The following is a 14,520-nucleotide window of genomic DNA, read 5'->3' as shown; positions in this document are numbered from 1 at the left end:
CTTTGCGGGTGAGTTCCAGGCGACCGACGCTCGACACGGTGGCACGCGAGGTAGGCGTGTCCCGCGCGACGGTGTCCAACGCCTACAACCGGCCTGATCAACTGTCCGAGCGGCTCCGTGCGGAAATCATGAGCGCGGCGGCCCGGCTCGGCTACGCGGGACCGGACCCAGTCGCTCGCAGCCTCGCCACTCAGCGCTCCGGCGCGATCGCCGTGATGCTCGACCGCGGCCTGTCGGCGGCGTTCTCCGACCCGGCACTGTCCATCATGCTGGACACCCTGGCGTCCACAGTCGACACCGGCGAACGGCTGCTCGTGCTGATGCCCGGTGGACCGCACGGCGGCGGCCCGAGTCCCGCGGCGGTCGCCCGGGTGCACGCGGATGTCGTCATCGCGTACTCCCTGCCGGACAACGCACCGGCGATCACGGCTGTTCACCAACGCGGGCTGCCTTTGGTTATGGTCGACCAGACCGGCGCCGATGTCCGCGTCGCTGACCGCGAAGGCGCTTCGCTCGCGGCGCAGCACGTGATGAGCCTTGGTCACCGGGACATCGGAATCATCAGCCTGGACATGTCGGCGGACGGGCACACCGGACCGGTGAGTCCACAGAGGATCAGTTCAGCCGAGTTCCAGGTGACCGTCGAGCGGCTCAACGGCTATCTCGACCACCTGCCGCCGTCGACTCCGGTCTGGGAAGCGTCTGCGAGCACACGCGAACTCGGCCGGGAGGCAGCGGCGTGGCTGCTGGCCCAATCCCCTCGCCCAACAGCACTACTGTGCATGTCGGACGAGTTGGCAATCGGCGCAATTCGTGCCGCACGTGAGATAGGTCTCGGCGTGCCGCAAGACCTCACGATCGTGGGTTTCGACGACACACCAGCGGCCGCGTGGGCCGATCCGCCGCTGACCACAGCGCGGCAAGATCTGCTCGAGAAGGGCAGACAGACCGGTGAGCAGGCACTTCGCCTGCTGGACGGCAGACCGCCCGCCGAACCGGTGACCATCCCCGTCACCTTGGTGGTGCGCGCTTCCAGCGGACCGGTGCCAGCAAGACGCCTAGCCCGGTGATCTTGTTCACCCAGACTGGTGCGATTCAGAAACACTGAGGCGTCGGCGAACGATCACCCTTCTGAAGGCGGTTAGCCTGCCGCCCTCAGCCCCCGTAGCTCAGCGGATAGAGCGAGAGACTTCTAATCTCTTGGTCGCAGGTTCGAGTCCTGCCGGGGGCACACAGAACATGGGCAACATCAACAAGCGAGCGGCTGGTACTCGAAGACACCTTCAAGGTGTGAATATCAACCGCATGCCTGTACTTGCTGGTCAGCCCTGCATGGGGGCCGCTTAGTTCCGCCAATCCCGGGTCTGTCAACTTTTCGGCTCTGTCGCTAATTGCGTGATCAACTTGGTGTGGTTGCGCGGAAGACGCTTCACCTCTGTCACAATGGATCAGGGTTGCGCTGGTCGAGTGTCGGGCTATTGGCTGAGTAGTATTCGCTTGCGTAGCAAGGAAAAGCCCGCTCGTCCGAACATCTGCCGCTTCAGATATTTGACCTTCGTGTTGACACCCTCGGCGGGTCCGTTGCTGTAGGGGAGGGTCAGCCCGGCCACGACGGCGTCATGGTCCATCTCAAGCCCGTGAGTGAAGGCGTGCAGGGCAGGCAGATCATCCGCCCGCACGGTTGTGATCCACTCGTCGAGGTCGGCGCCGCGGCGTTGGGTGAGCAGGGCGGCGAACTCGCGGACCCGCGCGACCAGGGCGGTCATCTGCGGGCAACTGGTGATCAACTCGTCCAGATGCCGCCGCTGGTGGTCGGGCAGCAGACGGGTAACCGGCACACCGGGCTCGTCGGCTAGGCGGCGCAGATGATCGCGGTAGGGGTCAACCAGCGTGCGGCGGTACTGCGGAGGGCGCTGTAGGGCCTCGGCCGACTCGGCCCGCGCGTAGCGTTTGACGGTGTTCAGTGCCCAGCCCAGGCGGCGGGCGCACTCCAGCAGCCCGACACCCTGGGCGAGTAAGTCGTGGACAGCGGCGTAGCGCTGCCGGGTGCGTTGCTCGCGTGGGCTGGTCGTGGTGCGGGGTGGTCCGGTGTGCCAGCAGTGGCTGTGGGCGGTCACGGTCTTCTCCACTGCCTTGGCGAGGTTGTGCCACAGGTGCCAGCGGTCGCTGATCTGCACTGCACGCGGGGCGCCTTGCCGGATGGCGTCCGCGTAGGCCGCCGACCCATCACGGCAGACCATCCGTACCCCGGGGTGTTCACGCAGCCAGGCCGCCAGGGTGTCTGCCTTGCGATCGGGCAGCACGTCGACGCGGCGGTGGGTGACCGCGTCGATCAGCACGGTCGCGTACTTCCGGCCGCGTCTGAGCGCGACGTCATCGACACCGAGCACTGCCACCGTCCCTACATCAGGATCGGGCAGCGCATACATCAGACGCAGCAAGGTGCTCCGGCTCGCCAGAAGCCCCAGCCGGGTAGCCAAGCGCGACCCAGCCCTGCCTACCAAGGCCAGACCGATATGCTCCAACGCCTTGCGGCACAAGGAAGTCCGGCGGGCGTGCTTGACGGTCAAGCCCTCGATCTGCTCAGCGAATGTCCCCACCGGACAGTCCGGTCCATCGCAGAAGAACCGGCGAACCCGTAACCGCAGCATCACAGACTGGCCAGCCACCGAGCCGTCCGCGAGCTTGCGGTCGTAGCGGCTGTGCACCCGACCTGACCGGCCGGTGCAGGATGGACAGATCCCGTTCTGCGCCTTGACGCGCGCCCAGATCACCACACCCGATTGAGTTCGCTCGATCTGCTCGACCACCACGCCGGCCAAGTGCGGCAGGAGATTATCCAGCCAACCATCATCACACGCCGACCATGATCACAAAGCCGCCACGAACACCAGCAGCCAACCCACCAAGTTGATCACGCAATTAGCGACAGAGCCAACTTTTCGGTGTAACTGTTGATCTTCGGGGGTTACTTGCGTCCGGCGGACAGGCGTCCGTCGAAGGTGATCTCGAAGGCGTTGAGGGCTTTCTTCCAGCGGTTGGACCAGCGTTTGCGGCCGGTGCCGGTCGGATCGAGGCTCATGATGGCCAGGTAGACGCACTTGAGGGCGGCCTGCTCGGTGGGGAAGTGCCCGCGGGCGTTGACGGCGCGCCTGATTCGGGCGTTGATCGACTCGTCCGGGTTCAACTCGGGGCTGTAGCCGGGCATCAGGTGCAGCTCGATCCGGTCGGCGTTGGCCCGCGGCCAGGCACGCACGGCCCTGCCACGGTGGACCGAGTGACCGTCGGCGATCACGTGCACCTTCCGGCCGGCCTGCCGCGCCAGCCGGTCCAGGAACGCGGCGAACACCGGCGCCGTGAACTGGCCGGTGAACACGGTGAACCACAACGCACCCCGGGACGCGACCGCGGACATGACATTCACCCCCCAGCCGTTTCCCGCCTCACCCGCACCACCGGCGTGTGTCCCTATTGGCGCCCACGACCGGCCTGGTGGGGCGGCATCCGAGCGCAGCCCACACTGGTCGACCCACGCCACCGCCGCACCCTCGGCCCGAGCCCGCCCGGCGATCGCCGGATACTCGGCCTCCAGCCAGGCCCGCACCCTGCTCGGTCATCACCACCCCGACCACCATCCGCACCAACTCCACCACCGCCGCCCGGGTCCACAACGGACCACCGATCAGCAGCTCGTCCGGCGTGTAGTCAGCCATCGCCGTGAACACGGTGCCGCGCTCGGCGGCGCTGATCAGCTCGGCTGGGCCGCCGCACCCGCCGCACCCGCCGCACGGCCAGGGCCTCGCGTCCGTCCCATTGGTAGGCCTGCCACCGGGTGCCCACCGACCGCTCGGAAACGCCGAACACCTCCGCTGCCTGCCGATACCCCCCGCGATCTTCCCGGACTCCAGTGCCGCGACTACCCCCAGCCGCAGCACCTCCCGCTCGGCAGGCGACAACCGACGCGCGTCCTCGATCACGATCACGAGTGATCAACATACCGGCAAGTGATCACTTTCGCCGCAAAACTTGGCACAGTAGCGAGACGATCATCCGGACAGCCTCCCAGACACCACAGGGCTATCCCGAGCACTCGGGCACCTCACCGACGCTGGACAACCAACAGCGCGCTCCGCTTATGCCGGCGTCCGTGCAGTGACCTTGCCGCCGCACCGGTGTGCGTTCATCCCATCGGTTGGGGCAGAAGTCACATCGTCGCCGGAGACAGCGCAGGGACCACGAATCGCGCAACACTGTTGAGCTTCTCCCGCGTTTCCTCGAGTTCGCGCTCCGGCGCCGATTGCGCCACGATCCCCGCTCCCGCGCGCAACCACGTCCGCGTTCCCTGGCGGTAGATGCTGCGCAGCACCAACGCCGCGTCCAACGTGCCGTCGGCGTCGACCGTCAGCACGGCGCCACTGTAAAGCCCACGATCCGGCTCGACGGCACGAATCAGCTCGCACGCCTGCGTCTTGGGAATGCCCGAGGCCGTCACCGCCGGGAACAACGCGGCCAACGCGTCCCAACAGCTCGCCCCCGCCCGCAGCTCGCCCGCGAGCTCCGAGGCGAGGTGTTGGACGCTGCCACGCTCCTTGATCGACATGAAGTCCTCGACCCGCACCGTGCCGGGCGTGCACACCTGGGCGAGTTCGGCGGCCGCGAGCCGCACCGAGATGGCGTGCTCGAACACTTCCTTGGCGTCGCGGTACAATTCCTCGCGCCGGGCGATGTTCATGACGAGATCGCCGTCCAACGCCCTGGTGCCGGCCAGTGGCTGCGTCACGACCACACCATCGGTGTCGACCCTGGTGACGATCTCGGGACTGAATCCCGCGACCTCCCAGTCACCCGACTTCACCAGGAAAGACCTGGCGGGATCGTTCCCGCGCCTGCCCGCGAGGTAGGTCGCGGGTAGATCGACGTCGCCGGGCACAGGGACGGACCTGGACAGGATCACCTTGTCCAGCTTTCCGTCGCGAATATCCCGCACGGCTGAGGCGACCGCCGCCTTGTACCGCTCGGCGTCGTGCTCGACCATGTCGAGGGTGTACCGATCGTTCTCGGGTAGGTGGTGGGGCGAAGTGATCGCTTCAGCCAGCGCGGCCTCCAGTTTGTCGACCTCGTTCGGAGTCTCGGCGCGGAGCAGCGCGACGCCGTCGGTGAATCTGATCTCCTTGCGCGGCAGAACGAACCGGGCGAGCGGCACTGTTCCCGTCCAGTCGGCGTGGCCCGCGAGCTCGAAGGTGATCCAGCCGTATGTCCGGTCCCGTGACGAAACGACGTCCGCCAGCGCGGCCCCGGCGGCCGCGAGAGGATGCGCGGTGACGGGATGCTCGCGGCGCCGGTTCTCCGTGAGGAGTACCGCGCGATCGGCGTACACCTCCACGACGGAGATCTCACCCTCCGCCCACGAGACCACACCACGGTTCTCGTACAGGAAGTACGGCTGCGTGGTGTGCGCGCTGAGTGCGGTGGCGACCGCGAGAGCGTCAGCCTCGAACCTCACGGACCGTTCGGCGTACGTCACAGTGGTTCTCCGATTCGTGCCAGCCGGGACAGCACGTCCGCCTGGTGTTCGATGAGGTAGAAGTGGCCGCCCGGCAGCGAGTCGAGCTCGAACGGGCCGGTCGTGCACTGGGCCCATCCCGCGGCCTGTCGAGCGTCGACCTCGGGATCCTCACGACCGATCAACGCGAGCACCGGGCACGACAGCGCAGAGCCTGCCCGATGCCGATAGGACTCGCTGAGCCGATAGTCCGAACGCACTGCGGGCAGGAACACCGACCGCAGCACAGGGTCTCCCAACACGGCGGCGCCGGGTCCGCCGAGTCGTTCCAGCTCGTCGACCAGACCGTCGTCGGTGCGCACGTGCACAGAGCCCTCGGCGGGATCCATCGGCGGACGGCGGCCGGAGACCACCAGCCCCGCCACTGGCCTGTGGTAGCGGTGTTCGAGCAACCGCGCCACCTCGTAGGCCACCAGCGCGCCGAAGCTGTGTCCGAAAAGGATGGTCGGCAGGCCGGTCAGTCCCGCTGCCTCCTCAGCGATCTCCGCGGCGAGTGACACCACCTGGGCGGCGGGAGGATCGTCGATGCGATCCTCCCGGCCGGGATATTGCACCGCCCACAGCTCTGTCCGTGCGGGCAGCCGCGGACCCCATTGGTTGAAAAAACTCGCCGATCCTCCCGCATGGGGCAAACACACCACTCGCGTTTCCGCAAACGGACGACGCGTCCGGCAGCGTAACGACACCACTTTCACGATGACCTCTCCCTCGGCGCATAGCGGAGTTCAGCTGAGAACGACTATCATTGTCAATAGGGAGTGTGCCGGCTCACCTGTTCGGCCGCGCCACCGTCGCGCCTGTCCATCAGTCCGAAACGCTGCGCGCCAAGGATTTCTTGTCCACCTTGCCCACCGCCGTCATCGGCAGGTGGGCCACGGCCACCACACGATCCGGTGCCTTGTACGCCGCCAGACCGCGATCAGCGAGGAACCTCGCCAGCTCGCGAGCCGATGGCGGCGGACCCGAACAGACCAGGAACGCCACCGCACGCTCCGCCAGGTCGTCCGACACCCCCACCAAGGCAGCGGCCTTAACCCCCGGATAAGCGGCGAGATGTTCCTCGACCTCGACCGCGGCGAACTTCTCGCCGCCTCGGTTGATCTGGTCCTTGCAGCGCCCCACGACGACGAGGTGCCCGGACGGCAGCAGACGCACCAGATCTCCGGTGCGGTAGAAACCGTCCGCGGTGAAGGCCGTGCGGTTGTGCTCCTCGGCGCGGTAATAGCCGCGCACTGTGTAGGGGCCACGGGTGAGCAGTTCCCCGACCTGTCCATCCAGAACCGGACGGCCCGCCTCGTCGACAACCATCACCTCGTCGGCGGGCGAGATCGGCCTGCCCTGGGTGGTGGTGACCAACCGCACCGGATCGTCCAGTCGGGTCATGTTGAGCAGGCCCTCTGCCATGCCGAAGACCTGTTGCACCGTCACCCCCATGACGGAAGCGGCATCCCGAGCCACCTCGTCCGGCAGCCGGGCGCCGCCCACCTGGAGCACGCGCCAGCTACCCAACTCCGGCAAACTCGTGCGGAACTCCTCCAGCCAGTGCGGCACGAGCGGTGGACTCAACGCCGTGATCGTCACGCCTTCACGGGCGATGAGCTCGAAAGCGGTCTGGGGACTCGCATCCCGTGCGAGGACGACGGTGCCGCCCCTGCACAACGTGCCGAGCGCGCCGGGACAAGCGAACGTGAAGTTGAAGCCGATCGGCAGCACGGCGAGATACACCGAGTCACCGTCGAGAGCAGCGACGTCGGCGCTCGCCGCAGCGTTGTAGAGGTAGTCGTCGTGCGTGCGGGGAACGAGCTTCGGGAGCCCAGTGGTACCGCCCGACAGCAGCAACAACGCGAGATCGCCGGAGTCGACGGGCTCGTCGGCTATCTCCGCTGACGAGCTCGAATCACGAAGCAGGTCGTCGAACGCGACGAAATCGGCATGGTGGCCTGTGTCCCCCACCACGACGACACGGGGTGATGTCAAGCAGTCCGCGAGGTCGCCCAGCACTTCGGCGGCCAGTTCCCGGTAGTCGAAGCGGCCGTGCCGATCCGCGACCACGTAGGCGACGGCGCCCGACGATCGCAGCACGTGGCCGATCTCCGTCTTGCGATGGCCAGGCATCGTGTGCACCGGCACGCCGCCGATCCGCTGGAGCGCGAACCACAACAACACGAACTCCGCGCAGTTGGGCAGCTGCACCACCACCCGGTCGCCGCCCCTGATCCCCCACTGTCTCAACGCGACACCGAGGCGATCGGCCGCGGCGTCCAACTCCGCGTACGTCCACCTCCGGTCGGAGTCCACCAAGGCGGTACGCCGCGGCCAACTCACCGCCCACTGGCGCGACAGCGCGCCGAAGGTCATGCCACGCCAGTACCCTTCTCGCCGGTACCGCCGAGCATCGGCGTCCGGCCAACCAGGATGTGTGGTTGCCACTGGTCGATTCCTTTGCTCAGTGGTCGATTCCGTCGTGATCATTGATCACCGAGCGGCAGCGGAATGGCGGTGAAGACCCGCTCCGGGTCATACCGGTCCTTAGCCGCACGCAGCCGGGCGGCATTGGGGCCGTAGGCCTGCGCGATTTGATCGTGGTGATCAGGCCCGAGCATGTTCGCGTAGCCACCGGGTAGAGCGTGCGCGGCGATGGCGGTTGAGGTAGCGTCGGCCCACTCGCGGTGGCGTGCGGCGTCATCGCCCGGCTGCCACAGCGCGGCGATCTCCACCGAGAAGTGCGGCCGGCGGATGCCGAACGCGGTGCTCTGCTGCGCCACTCTGGTGGCGGCGCCGTGGAAGTGGTGCAGGCCGATGGCCGATATGGGCGAGGTCTTCGTGTCACCTGCGGCCACCAGCGCGGCGACGATCTCCGGCGTGTGTCCGGCCACCGTCCTCGTGCGGACCGTGTTGTGCAGTCCCGGTACCACCTGCGAGTCGAACAGCCCGAGCATGGCCTGGTAAGGCATGGGCCCCACTTGGGCCATCATCGGGGAGCCAAGGCGGTGAAGGTTCGCGATGTGCCGGTCACCGTCGTTGATCGGGCCGCTCCAGGCCGGTGACAGCAGAACCGTGGGTGAGCCGTCCGGCCCCGGCATGACGCCGCTCAACACCGTCAGCTCGTCGGGTGCCGCCGCGAGCAACTCGGGCAGTGCGGACAGGACCTGCGTGGCCTGCGACCACGGATACACGATGAACCCGGCCAGCAGCTGCGCCAACGAGTGCAGCCGGATGCGCAAGGAGGTGACCACACCGAAATTGCCGCCACCGCCGCGCAGCGCCCAGAACAGCTCCGGTTCGCGGTGCTCGTCGGCGATGACCACTCGTCCGTCGGCGAGTACCACCTCGGCACCCACGATGTTGTCCAGCGCCAGGCCGAACCGGCCGTTGAGCGGACCGTAGCCACCGCCCAGGCTCATCCCTGCCATCCCGACGTGGCCGATCGTGCCGGTCACGGCCACGAGGTCGTGCGGGGTGCCTGCGGTGATCACATCGCCCGACTTGGCACCGCCCGCCACCGTGGCGATCCTCGCGTCCGTGTCCACCTCGACCTCACGCATCGCGGTGAGGTCGAGGACGAGGCCGCCGTGTCGCAGCGCTCGCCCCGCCCAGTCGTGTCCGCCACCGCGCACGGACAACGGCAGGCCGTGCGTGCGGGCGACGCGCACCGCGACCTGCACGTCGACAACACCGGCACAGCGCACGACGACAATAGGCTCGTGGTCGACCGCGGCGTTGAACACCCGCCAGCTCTCGTCCGCGCCGCTGCCGGGCACGATCACCTGATCAGGCCGCAGAGCACCGGTCAATTCAGCCACTACCGACGCGACACTCATCGAACACCTCCGGGCAACGTGGCGGTCACGATGGACGTGAGACCGATCAGCTCACCCGCGGGACCGGACAGTTCCCGGCCGTAGCGACGCGCCCACGCACCTGCGGAGTCGACACTTACTTGCCAGCCGTCCGCGCCCAGCCGTTCCTGCGGGCTCATCTCGCGCGGTTCGGTGTTCCACAGCGAGTCGAGATCGGTCTTGGCGTCGGCGTTCGTGGCATGGAACGCCGGATGGCTCGTCACCGTTTTGGTGTTCTCCTCGCTCATCCAGTCTCCCGCCAGGCGACTGCCCGGCGCCGACAGGGCGCACACCGTGTCGAGCAGGTCCGCCTCGGCCTGCGCGGGCAGGTAGCACAGCAGTCCCTCGACGAGCCATGCCGTGGCACGGCCAGGATCGAAACCATTGGCCCGCAAGGCGGAAGCCCAGCCCTCACGAAGGTCGGCGGGCACGAAGTGCCAGTGCGCACTGGTGCGGGCACCGGCCTCGGTCAGCACGGCGTGCTTGAACTCAAGCACCTTCGGCTGGTCGACCTCGAAGAGGTGCACGGTGTCCGGCCAGTCGAGGCGGACCGCGCGGGCGTCGAGTCCCGCACCGAGCAGCACGACCTGGTCGATGCCCGCCGCGACCGACTCCACGAGGTACTCGTCGAAGCGACGGGACCGCACGCCGAGGAACCGTGCCGCGAAGGACCAGGCCGGGACGGCCTGGTCCGCGGGCGCTCCAGGAGGCGGCGCGGTCAACCCGCCCGCCTGGGCGAGCAGCGCCGCGTAAGGGTCCTCGATCAGACCGTCCGGGCTGTTCGTCTCCACCGCGCGAGCGGCCGCGACTCCGAGTGCGGTCCTCCCGACGCCGGTGGCCACATCCCATTGCTGTTGCTGTGTGGTCATGGTTGTCTGCAAACCTTTCGGTGGTTGTCAGGCGGGGTCGAGCGCGTCGTGGGTCGACGCGGTGGTCAGCCGCCAGCCGTGAGCGTGCTCGTGTGCCTGCCAGAGCCGGGCGTACCGACCGTGCGCCGCGAGCAGCTGGTCGTGGGTGCCGCGTTCGACCACGAGGCCGTCGTCGAGGACGAGTACCTGGCCCGCGTGGACCACGATGTCGAGCCGGTGGGCGATCACGAGCACGGTCTTGGTTCGTGCCAGTTCGGTCACGGTGGCGCGCACGATCGCGCCGTGCTCGGGATCGAGCGCGGAGGTCGGCTCGTCCAGTACGACGATCGGCGCGTCCTTGAGGAGGACGCGCGCGATGGACACTCGCTGCCGCTGGCCATTGGAGAGTCCGAGACCCTCCTCCCCGGCGGCGAGCTCGATGTCCAGGTCGCCGAGTCCGGCTTTCGTCGCCACCTCTCGGATCCGCTCGTCGGAGGCAGTGGGATCGGCGATCCGGATGTTGTCCCTGAGACTGCCGTCGAACAGGTAGGTGTCCTGGAACACGAAGGACACCGACGACATCAGGTCCTCGGTGGCGATCTCGCGCACCGGCACACCGCCTATGCGCACCTCGCCGTCATCGACGTCGGCGAAGCGGCCGAGCAGACGCGCCACGGTCGACTTGCCTGCCCCCGACGAACCCACCAGCGCCGTGATCCCGCGTTCGGGCAGAGCGAAGCTCACCCCGCGCAGGACTTGCCGGTCGTCGTAACCGAACCGCACCTCGTCGAACTCGACGTCGAACCGCTCGGGACGGCGTGGCAGGGTGGGCTCAGCGAGAGGCTGAACGGCCAGTACCTCGTTGATCCCGTGCAGGGAATTGCGCGCCAAGCGCAGTGCGGCACCCAGCTCGGCCAGCGTGGCGACCGGCTCAGCACACCGGACCAGCAGCACCAGCAGCGCGAGCAGGGTCGGTGCGTCCACTGCGCCGTCGAGCAGAAGCTCGACGCCCAGTGCGAGCACGATGACGATCACCAGCCGCAGCGTGAGGTCGAAGCTCACCAGACCGGGCAATGAGCGCCACAGCATCTTCTGTTCGGCCGCTTTCCCGGCCTGCAGTGCGTCATCGAGTGCGGTGCGACCGCCGAACGCCCGGATCACCGGCTGGTTCTGCGCGAACTCCAGGATGCGGTTCGCCGTGTCCGTCGCTGACACGCCTCGCTCGGCGTCCGCTCGCTGGATTCGGCCGGCGCTGAACCGCTGTACCGCGTACAGCACCGGAGCGGCCAAAGCGAGAGCCAGTGCCATGCGGGGTTCGATGAAGCACAGTGCGAGCAGGATCGCGACCGGAGTCAGCACTCCGTTGGCCACCATGCGCAGCAGATGCGCGGGCACGTTCATCACGCCGAGCACCTGGTCGGTGTTCATCCGTGTGAGCGCACCGATCCTGGTCTTGGTGAACCAGCCGAGCGGAACCCTGGCGATGGCGACACCCAGACGCTCGTGCAACTGCCGCGCCACTGCGACGCCCACCGTGAACCCGTGTTTCTGCGCGCTGAACTGAGCGGCGACGGCGATCGCGGCACACACGGCGAACGCAAGATAGGGCGACCATGCCGTGCCGGGTGCCGGACCGAGTAGCGCGCGCAGCACCGGCACCAGCAGGGCGAGTGCGAACCCTTGCGCCAGCGCGGCGACACCCGCGCGGACGAGCAGCCGCCGCAGCGCCGAGTCGTGGTTCTTTCCGAGCGCGGTGAGCAGTTCCCTGATCACGTGTGACTTCCCTCCTGCGCCTGCCACATCCGGGCATACCGGCCCGGTTCCGCGAGCAGATCCCCGTGGCGTCCTTTGTGGACGATCTGGCCTTCGCTCAGCACCACGATCTGATCCGCGTCGACGATGGTGCGCAGCCGGTGTGCGACCACCAGCAGCGTGCGTCCCCGCGCGAGCTCCGACAGCGCGTCCTGGATCAGTTCCTCCGACTCCGGGTCGGCGAACGCGGTCGCTTCGTCCAGCACCAGCACCGGGGTGTCGGCGAGTACGGCACGGGCGATGGCGATCCGCTGCCGCTCACCGCCGGAGAAGTCCACGTCAACTCCGACGATGGCGTCGTAGCCCCGTGGGTCCTCGACGATCCGGTCGTGCACTCGGGCCGCCCGCGCGGCCGCGTGCACCTGCGCGTCAGTGGCGGACGGGCGGCCGAGCCGGATGTTGTCAGCGACGGACATACGCAGCAGCATGGCGTCCTGGAAGACGAATCCGATGTGCTGGAAGAGAGTCTCGGTGCTGAGCTCCCGAACGTCGACTCCGCCCAGGGTGATCCGGCCGCGCGTCACGTCGTGGAACCTGGCGACGAGAAGGGCCACAGTGGACTTTCCCGCCCCCGACGGGCCGACCAGCGCGGTGACCGTGCCCGGCCTCAGCTCCAAGTCGATCCCCCGCAGTACCTCGGTCTCGCCGTCATAGGAGAAAGCCACGTTCTCCAGGCGCACCACCGACCCGTCAGGGATGCGCGGTGCCTGCGGCTGGGGCAGTTCGGGTTCGGCGAGCAACGCCGTCACCGACTCCGCCGCGGACACCCCGGCACGCAGCTGCTGCATCCAGGTGCCGATGGCCGCCAGTGGAGCGGCCATCGGCGGAGCCAGCAGTGCGGCGGTCAGCAGATCGGCAGGCGAACTGATCTGCGAGTCGACCAGCCAGATGCCCACGCCCAGTACGACAACCAACACCGCGGGCGCGGAGACGGCCAGGAAGGCACTCGTGGTGATCGTCGTGGTCCGGCCGGCCCACGCGCGGAAGAAGTCGTGGAACACGGCAGTGGCGTCGGCGAACCGACGGTGCGCGCGCTGTCCGCCGCCGTAGGTCTTGACGACCGCGATGCCGTTGACGAACTCGACGACACCGGCGTTGATCTCCCGCTGCGCTGTGCCGTATTCGGTGAACTGCGCCGCCGAACCGGCCAGGCTGCGGGCGAACAACGCCACACCGACCACCAGCGGGAGCACACTGACCAGGGCGAGCCACGGGTCGGCCGCGATGAGGAAGCCGAGTGCCGCCAACGGAGTCACCACCACGGCGGTGACGTCGAGCAGGGTGTGCGCGACCAGGTGGTGCAGGCCGTGCACGTCGTCGCGCACGACCTTGGCGACCCGGCCCGCCCCCTGCGTCGCGAACCAGCCCAGCGGCAGGCGGCCGATCCGGTCGGCGAGCCGCTGCCGCAGCCGCAGTTGCAGCCGCGTGTCCGCGAGGTGGCTGAGCGTCGTGGCCGCAGAGGTCAGCAGCGTCGCGGCCAGCACCGCGATCGCCCCCAACACCAACGGAGGCCAGATCGCCGCGGCACCGTGCGGCAACTGTTCGGCGAGGTCGGCGAGCGCGACGAACAGCAGCACACCTGCCACGGCGGCCAGCGTTTGGAGCGCGATCGCCGCGCCGAGCGGCGATCGCACCTCCTTCAGCAACGACAGGGGTGTCATCGGATCAGCACCGCGACTGACGAGGACTCGTCGCGGTGCGGAGTGAGTCCGGACTCCTGCGCCAGTTCCTCAAGGGTGAAGGGGGACCAGGTGCCGCTCGTCTGCACAGTGCGCATGACCTCGTCGCCGTTGATCACCTTCCACGTCCGGAGGGGGCGCAGCGCACCGTCGGAGGTGGGCTTGGCACTGATCCACCACTCGTAGGTCAGCTCACCGATCGACTCGGCCAGCAACCGGATCGGCTCGGTCGGTTGCGCGTTGCTCGCGAACAGGTCGACCACAACGGGTGCGCCCGCTGCCAGTCGTGGCGTGAGTCGCTGCCAGAGGGCGACTCGCTCCGGCGCCGTCAGATGCCCGAGCACACCGATGAACACAGCCGCGCTGAGGCGCTCCGGAAGCGGCATGTCCTGCACCGGCTCATGCCGGATGGTGACCCGTGGGCGCAGCACGGGGTCGGAGAACACGCGGCTGGTGAGCACCGCCCGCATGGGACCTGATGGTTCCTCGGCGATGATGTGCGCCTGGGGAAGCGCCTCGGCGATGATCTGGGTGACGCGGCCGGTGCCCGCGCCGACCTCCAGCACCGGCCCCGCCGCACTGGCCACAGTGGCCAGTGCGGCGGCCAGCTGTTCGGCGATCGTCGGTACGTGCCAGGCCGCGATCAGGTCGTAGAACTCCGCATAGTCCGCGTAGTCGTCAGTGAACATCCTAGTCCTTTCCAAAAATGGTTCTCATTGACTATCGTCGACGCCATGACTCACCTGCGGCAATTTCCTGTGCAGCGCGCATGCCCCTTC

At 68.1% G+C, this 14,520-nt stretch carries 12 protein-coding genes and 1 tRNA gene; 2 read left to right on the top strand and 11 right to left on the bottom strand.

What is annotated here, in order from left to right; all coding sequences use genetic code 11:
- The first annotated feature begins 8 nt into the window (after nucleotides 1-8).
- Both LWC34_RS31440 and LWC34_RS31435 read left to right on the top strand, forming a co-directional pair.
- Nucleotides 9-1,070 (top strand): LacI family DNA-binding transcriptional regulator, encoded by a 1,062-nt coding sequence (locus LWC34_RS31440; protein WP_233728689.1) that lies wholly within the window; start codon nucleotides 9-11, stop codon nucleotides 1,068-1,070.
- Between the two features lie 88 nt (nucleotides 1,071-1,158).
- Nucleotides 1,159-1,231: transfer RNA gene (locus LWC34_RS31435), tRNA-Arg, on the top strand.
- Between the two features lie 244 nt (nucleotides 1,232-1,475).
- Here the strand turns inward: LWC34_RS31435 and LWC34_RS31430 are convergent.
- The 11 genes from LWC34_RS31430 to LWC34_RS31375 form a co-directional block, all read right to left on the bottom strand.
- Nucleotides 1,476-2,813, bottom strand: a complete 1,338-nt coding sequence (locus LWC34_RS31430; RefSeq protein WP_233728953.1) for an ISL3 family transposase — start codon at nucleotides 2,811-2,813, stop codon at nucleotides 1,476-1,478.
- A gap of 155 nt (nucleotides 2,814-2,968) precedes the next feature.
- Complete coding sequence (locus LWC34_RS59005; protein ID WP_372496670.1) at nucleotides 2,969-3,538, bottom strand: transposase; 570 nt, start codon at nucleotides 3,536-3,538, stop codon at nucleotides 2,969-2,971.
- Complete coding sequence (locus tag LWC34_RS31415; RefSeq protein WP_233728967.1) at nucleotides 3,444-3,983, bottom strand: hypothetical protein; 540 nt, start codon at nucleotides 3,981-3,983, stop codon at nucleotides 3,444-3,446. The genes LWC34_RS59005 and LWC34_RS31415 overlap by 95 nt, the downstream gene beginning before the upstream one ends.
- Nucleotides 3,984-4,204: 221 nt before the next feature.
- Complete coding sequence (locus LWC34_RS31410) at nucleotides 4,205-5,524, bottom strand: salicylate synthase (protein WP_233728687.1); 1,320 nt, start codon at nucleotides 5,522-5,524, stop codon at nucleotides 4,205-4,207.
- Nucleotides 5,521-6,201, bottom strand: coding sequence for a thioesterase II family protein (locus LWC34_RS31405; protein ID WP_233728952.1), 681 nt, complete (start codon nucleotides 6,199-6,201; stop codon nucleotides 5,521-5,523). The genes LWC34_RS31410 and LWC34_RS31405 overlap by 4 nt, the downstream gene beginning before the upstream one ends.
- A gap of 166 nt (nucleotides 6,202-6,367) precedes the next feature.
- Nucleotides 6,368-7,993 (bottom strand): (2,3-dihydroxybenzoyl)adenylate synthase, encoded by a 1,626-nt coding sequence (locus LWC34_RS31400; protein WP_233728686.1) that lies wholly within the window; start codon nucleotides 7,991-7,993, stop codon nucleotides 6,368-6,370.
- Between the two features lie 38 nt (nucleotides 7,994-8,031).
- Nucleotides 8,032-9,384, bottom strand: a complete 1,353-nt coding sequence (locus LWC34_RS31395; RefSeq protein WP_233728685.1) for an FAD-binding oxidoreductase — start codon at nucleotides 9,382-9,384, stop codon at nucleotides 8,032-8,034.
- Nucleotides 9,381-10,271 carry an SAM-dependent methyltransferase gene (locus LWC34_RS31390; RefSeq protein ID WP_233728684.1) on the bottom strand — a complete coding sequence of 297 codons (891 nt, stop codon included), beginning with the start codon at nucleotides 10,269-10,271 and terminating at the stop codon, nucleotides 9,381-9,383. The genes LWC34_RS31395 and LWC34_RS31390 overlap by 4 nt, the downstream gene beginning before the upstream one ends.
- Nucleotides 10,272-10,298: 27 nt before the next feature.
- A complete protein-coding gene (locus tag LWC34_RS31385) occupies nucleotides 10,299-12,023 on the bottom strand; it encodes an ABC transporter ATP-binding protein (protein ID WP_233728682.1) in 1,725 nt (574 codons plus the stop codon).
- A complete protein-coding gene (locus LWC34_RS31380; protein ID WP_233728681.1) occupies nucleotides 12,020-13,723 on the bottom strand; it encodes an ABC transporter ATP-binding protein in 1,704 nt (567 codons plus the stop codon). The genes LWC34_RS31385 and LWC34_RS31380 overlap by 4 nt, the downstream gene beginning before the upstream one ends.
- Entirely contained in the window at nucleotides 13,720-14,430 is a 711-nt protein-coding gene (locus LWC34_RS31375; protein ID WP_233728679.1) for a class I SAM-dependent methyltransferase, read from the bottom strand. Before LWC34_RS31375 ends, LWC34_RS31380 begins: the two co-directional genes overlap by 4 nt.
- Nucleotides 14,431-14,520 lie beyond the last annotated feature (90 nt).

The sequence above is a fragment of the Kibdelosporangium philippinense genome, assembly GCF_021390435.2.
GTDB lineage: Bacteria > Actinomycetota > Actinomycetes > Mycobacteriales > Pseudonocardiaceae > Kibdelosporangium > Kibdelosporangium philippinense.
Note: the sequence above shows the minus strand (reverse complement) of the source record. Positions and strands in the feature narration are given on the sequence as shown.

Excerpts from the sequence above, each read along its gene's own strand:
- LWC34_RS31395 (WP_233728685.1), bottom strand. The coding sequence starts at position 9,384 with ATGAGTGTCGCGTCGGTAGTGGCTGAATTGACCGGTGCTCTGCGGCCT.
- LWC34_RS31390 (WP_233728684.1), bottom strand. The coding sequence starts at position 10,271 with ATGACCACACAGCAACAGCAATGGGATGTGGCCACCGGCGTCGGGAGG.
- LWC34_RS31380 (WP_233728681.1), bottom strand. The coding sequence starts at position 13,723 with ATGACACCCCTGTCGTTGCTGAAGGAGGTGCGATCGCCGCTCGGCGCG.
- LWC34_RS31375 (WP_233728679.1), bottom strand. The coding sequence starts at position 14,430 with ATGTTCACTGACGACTACGCGGACTATGCGGAGTTCTACGACCTGATC.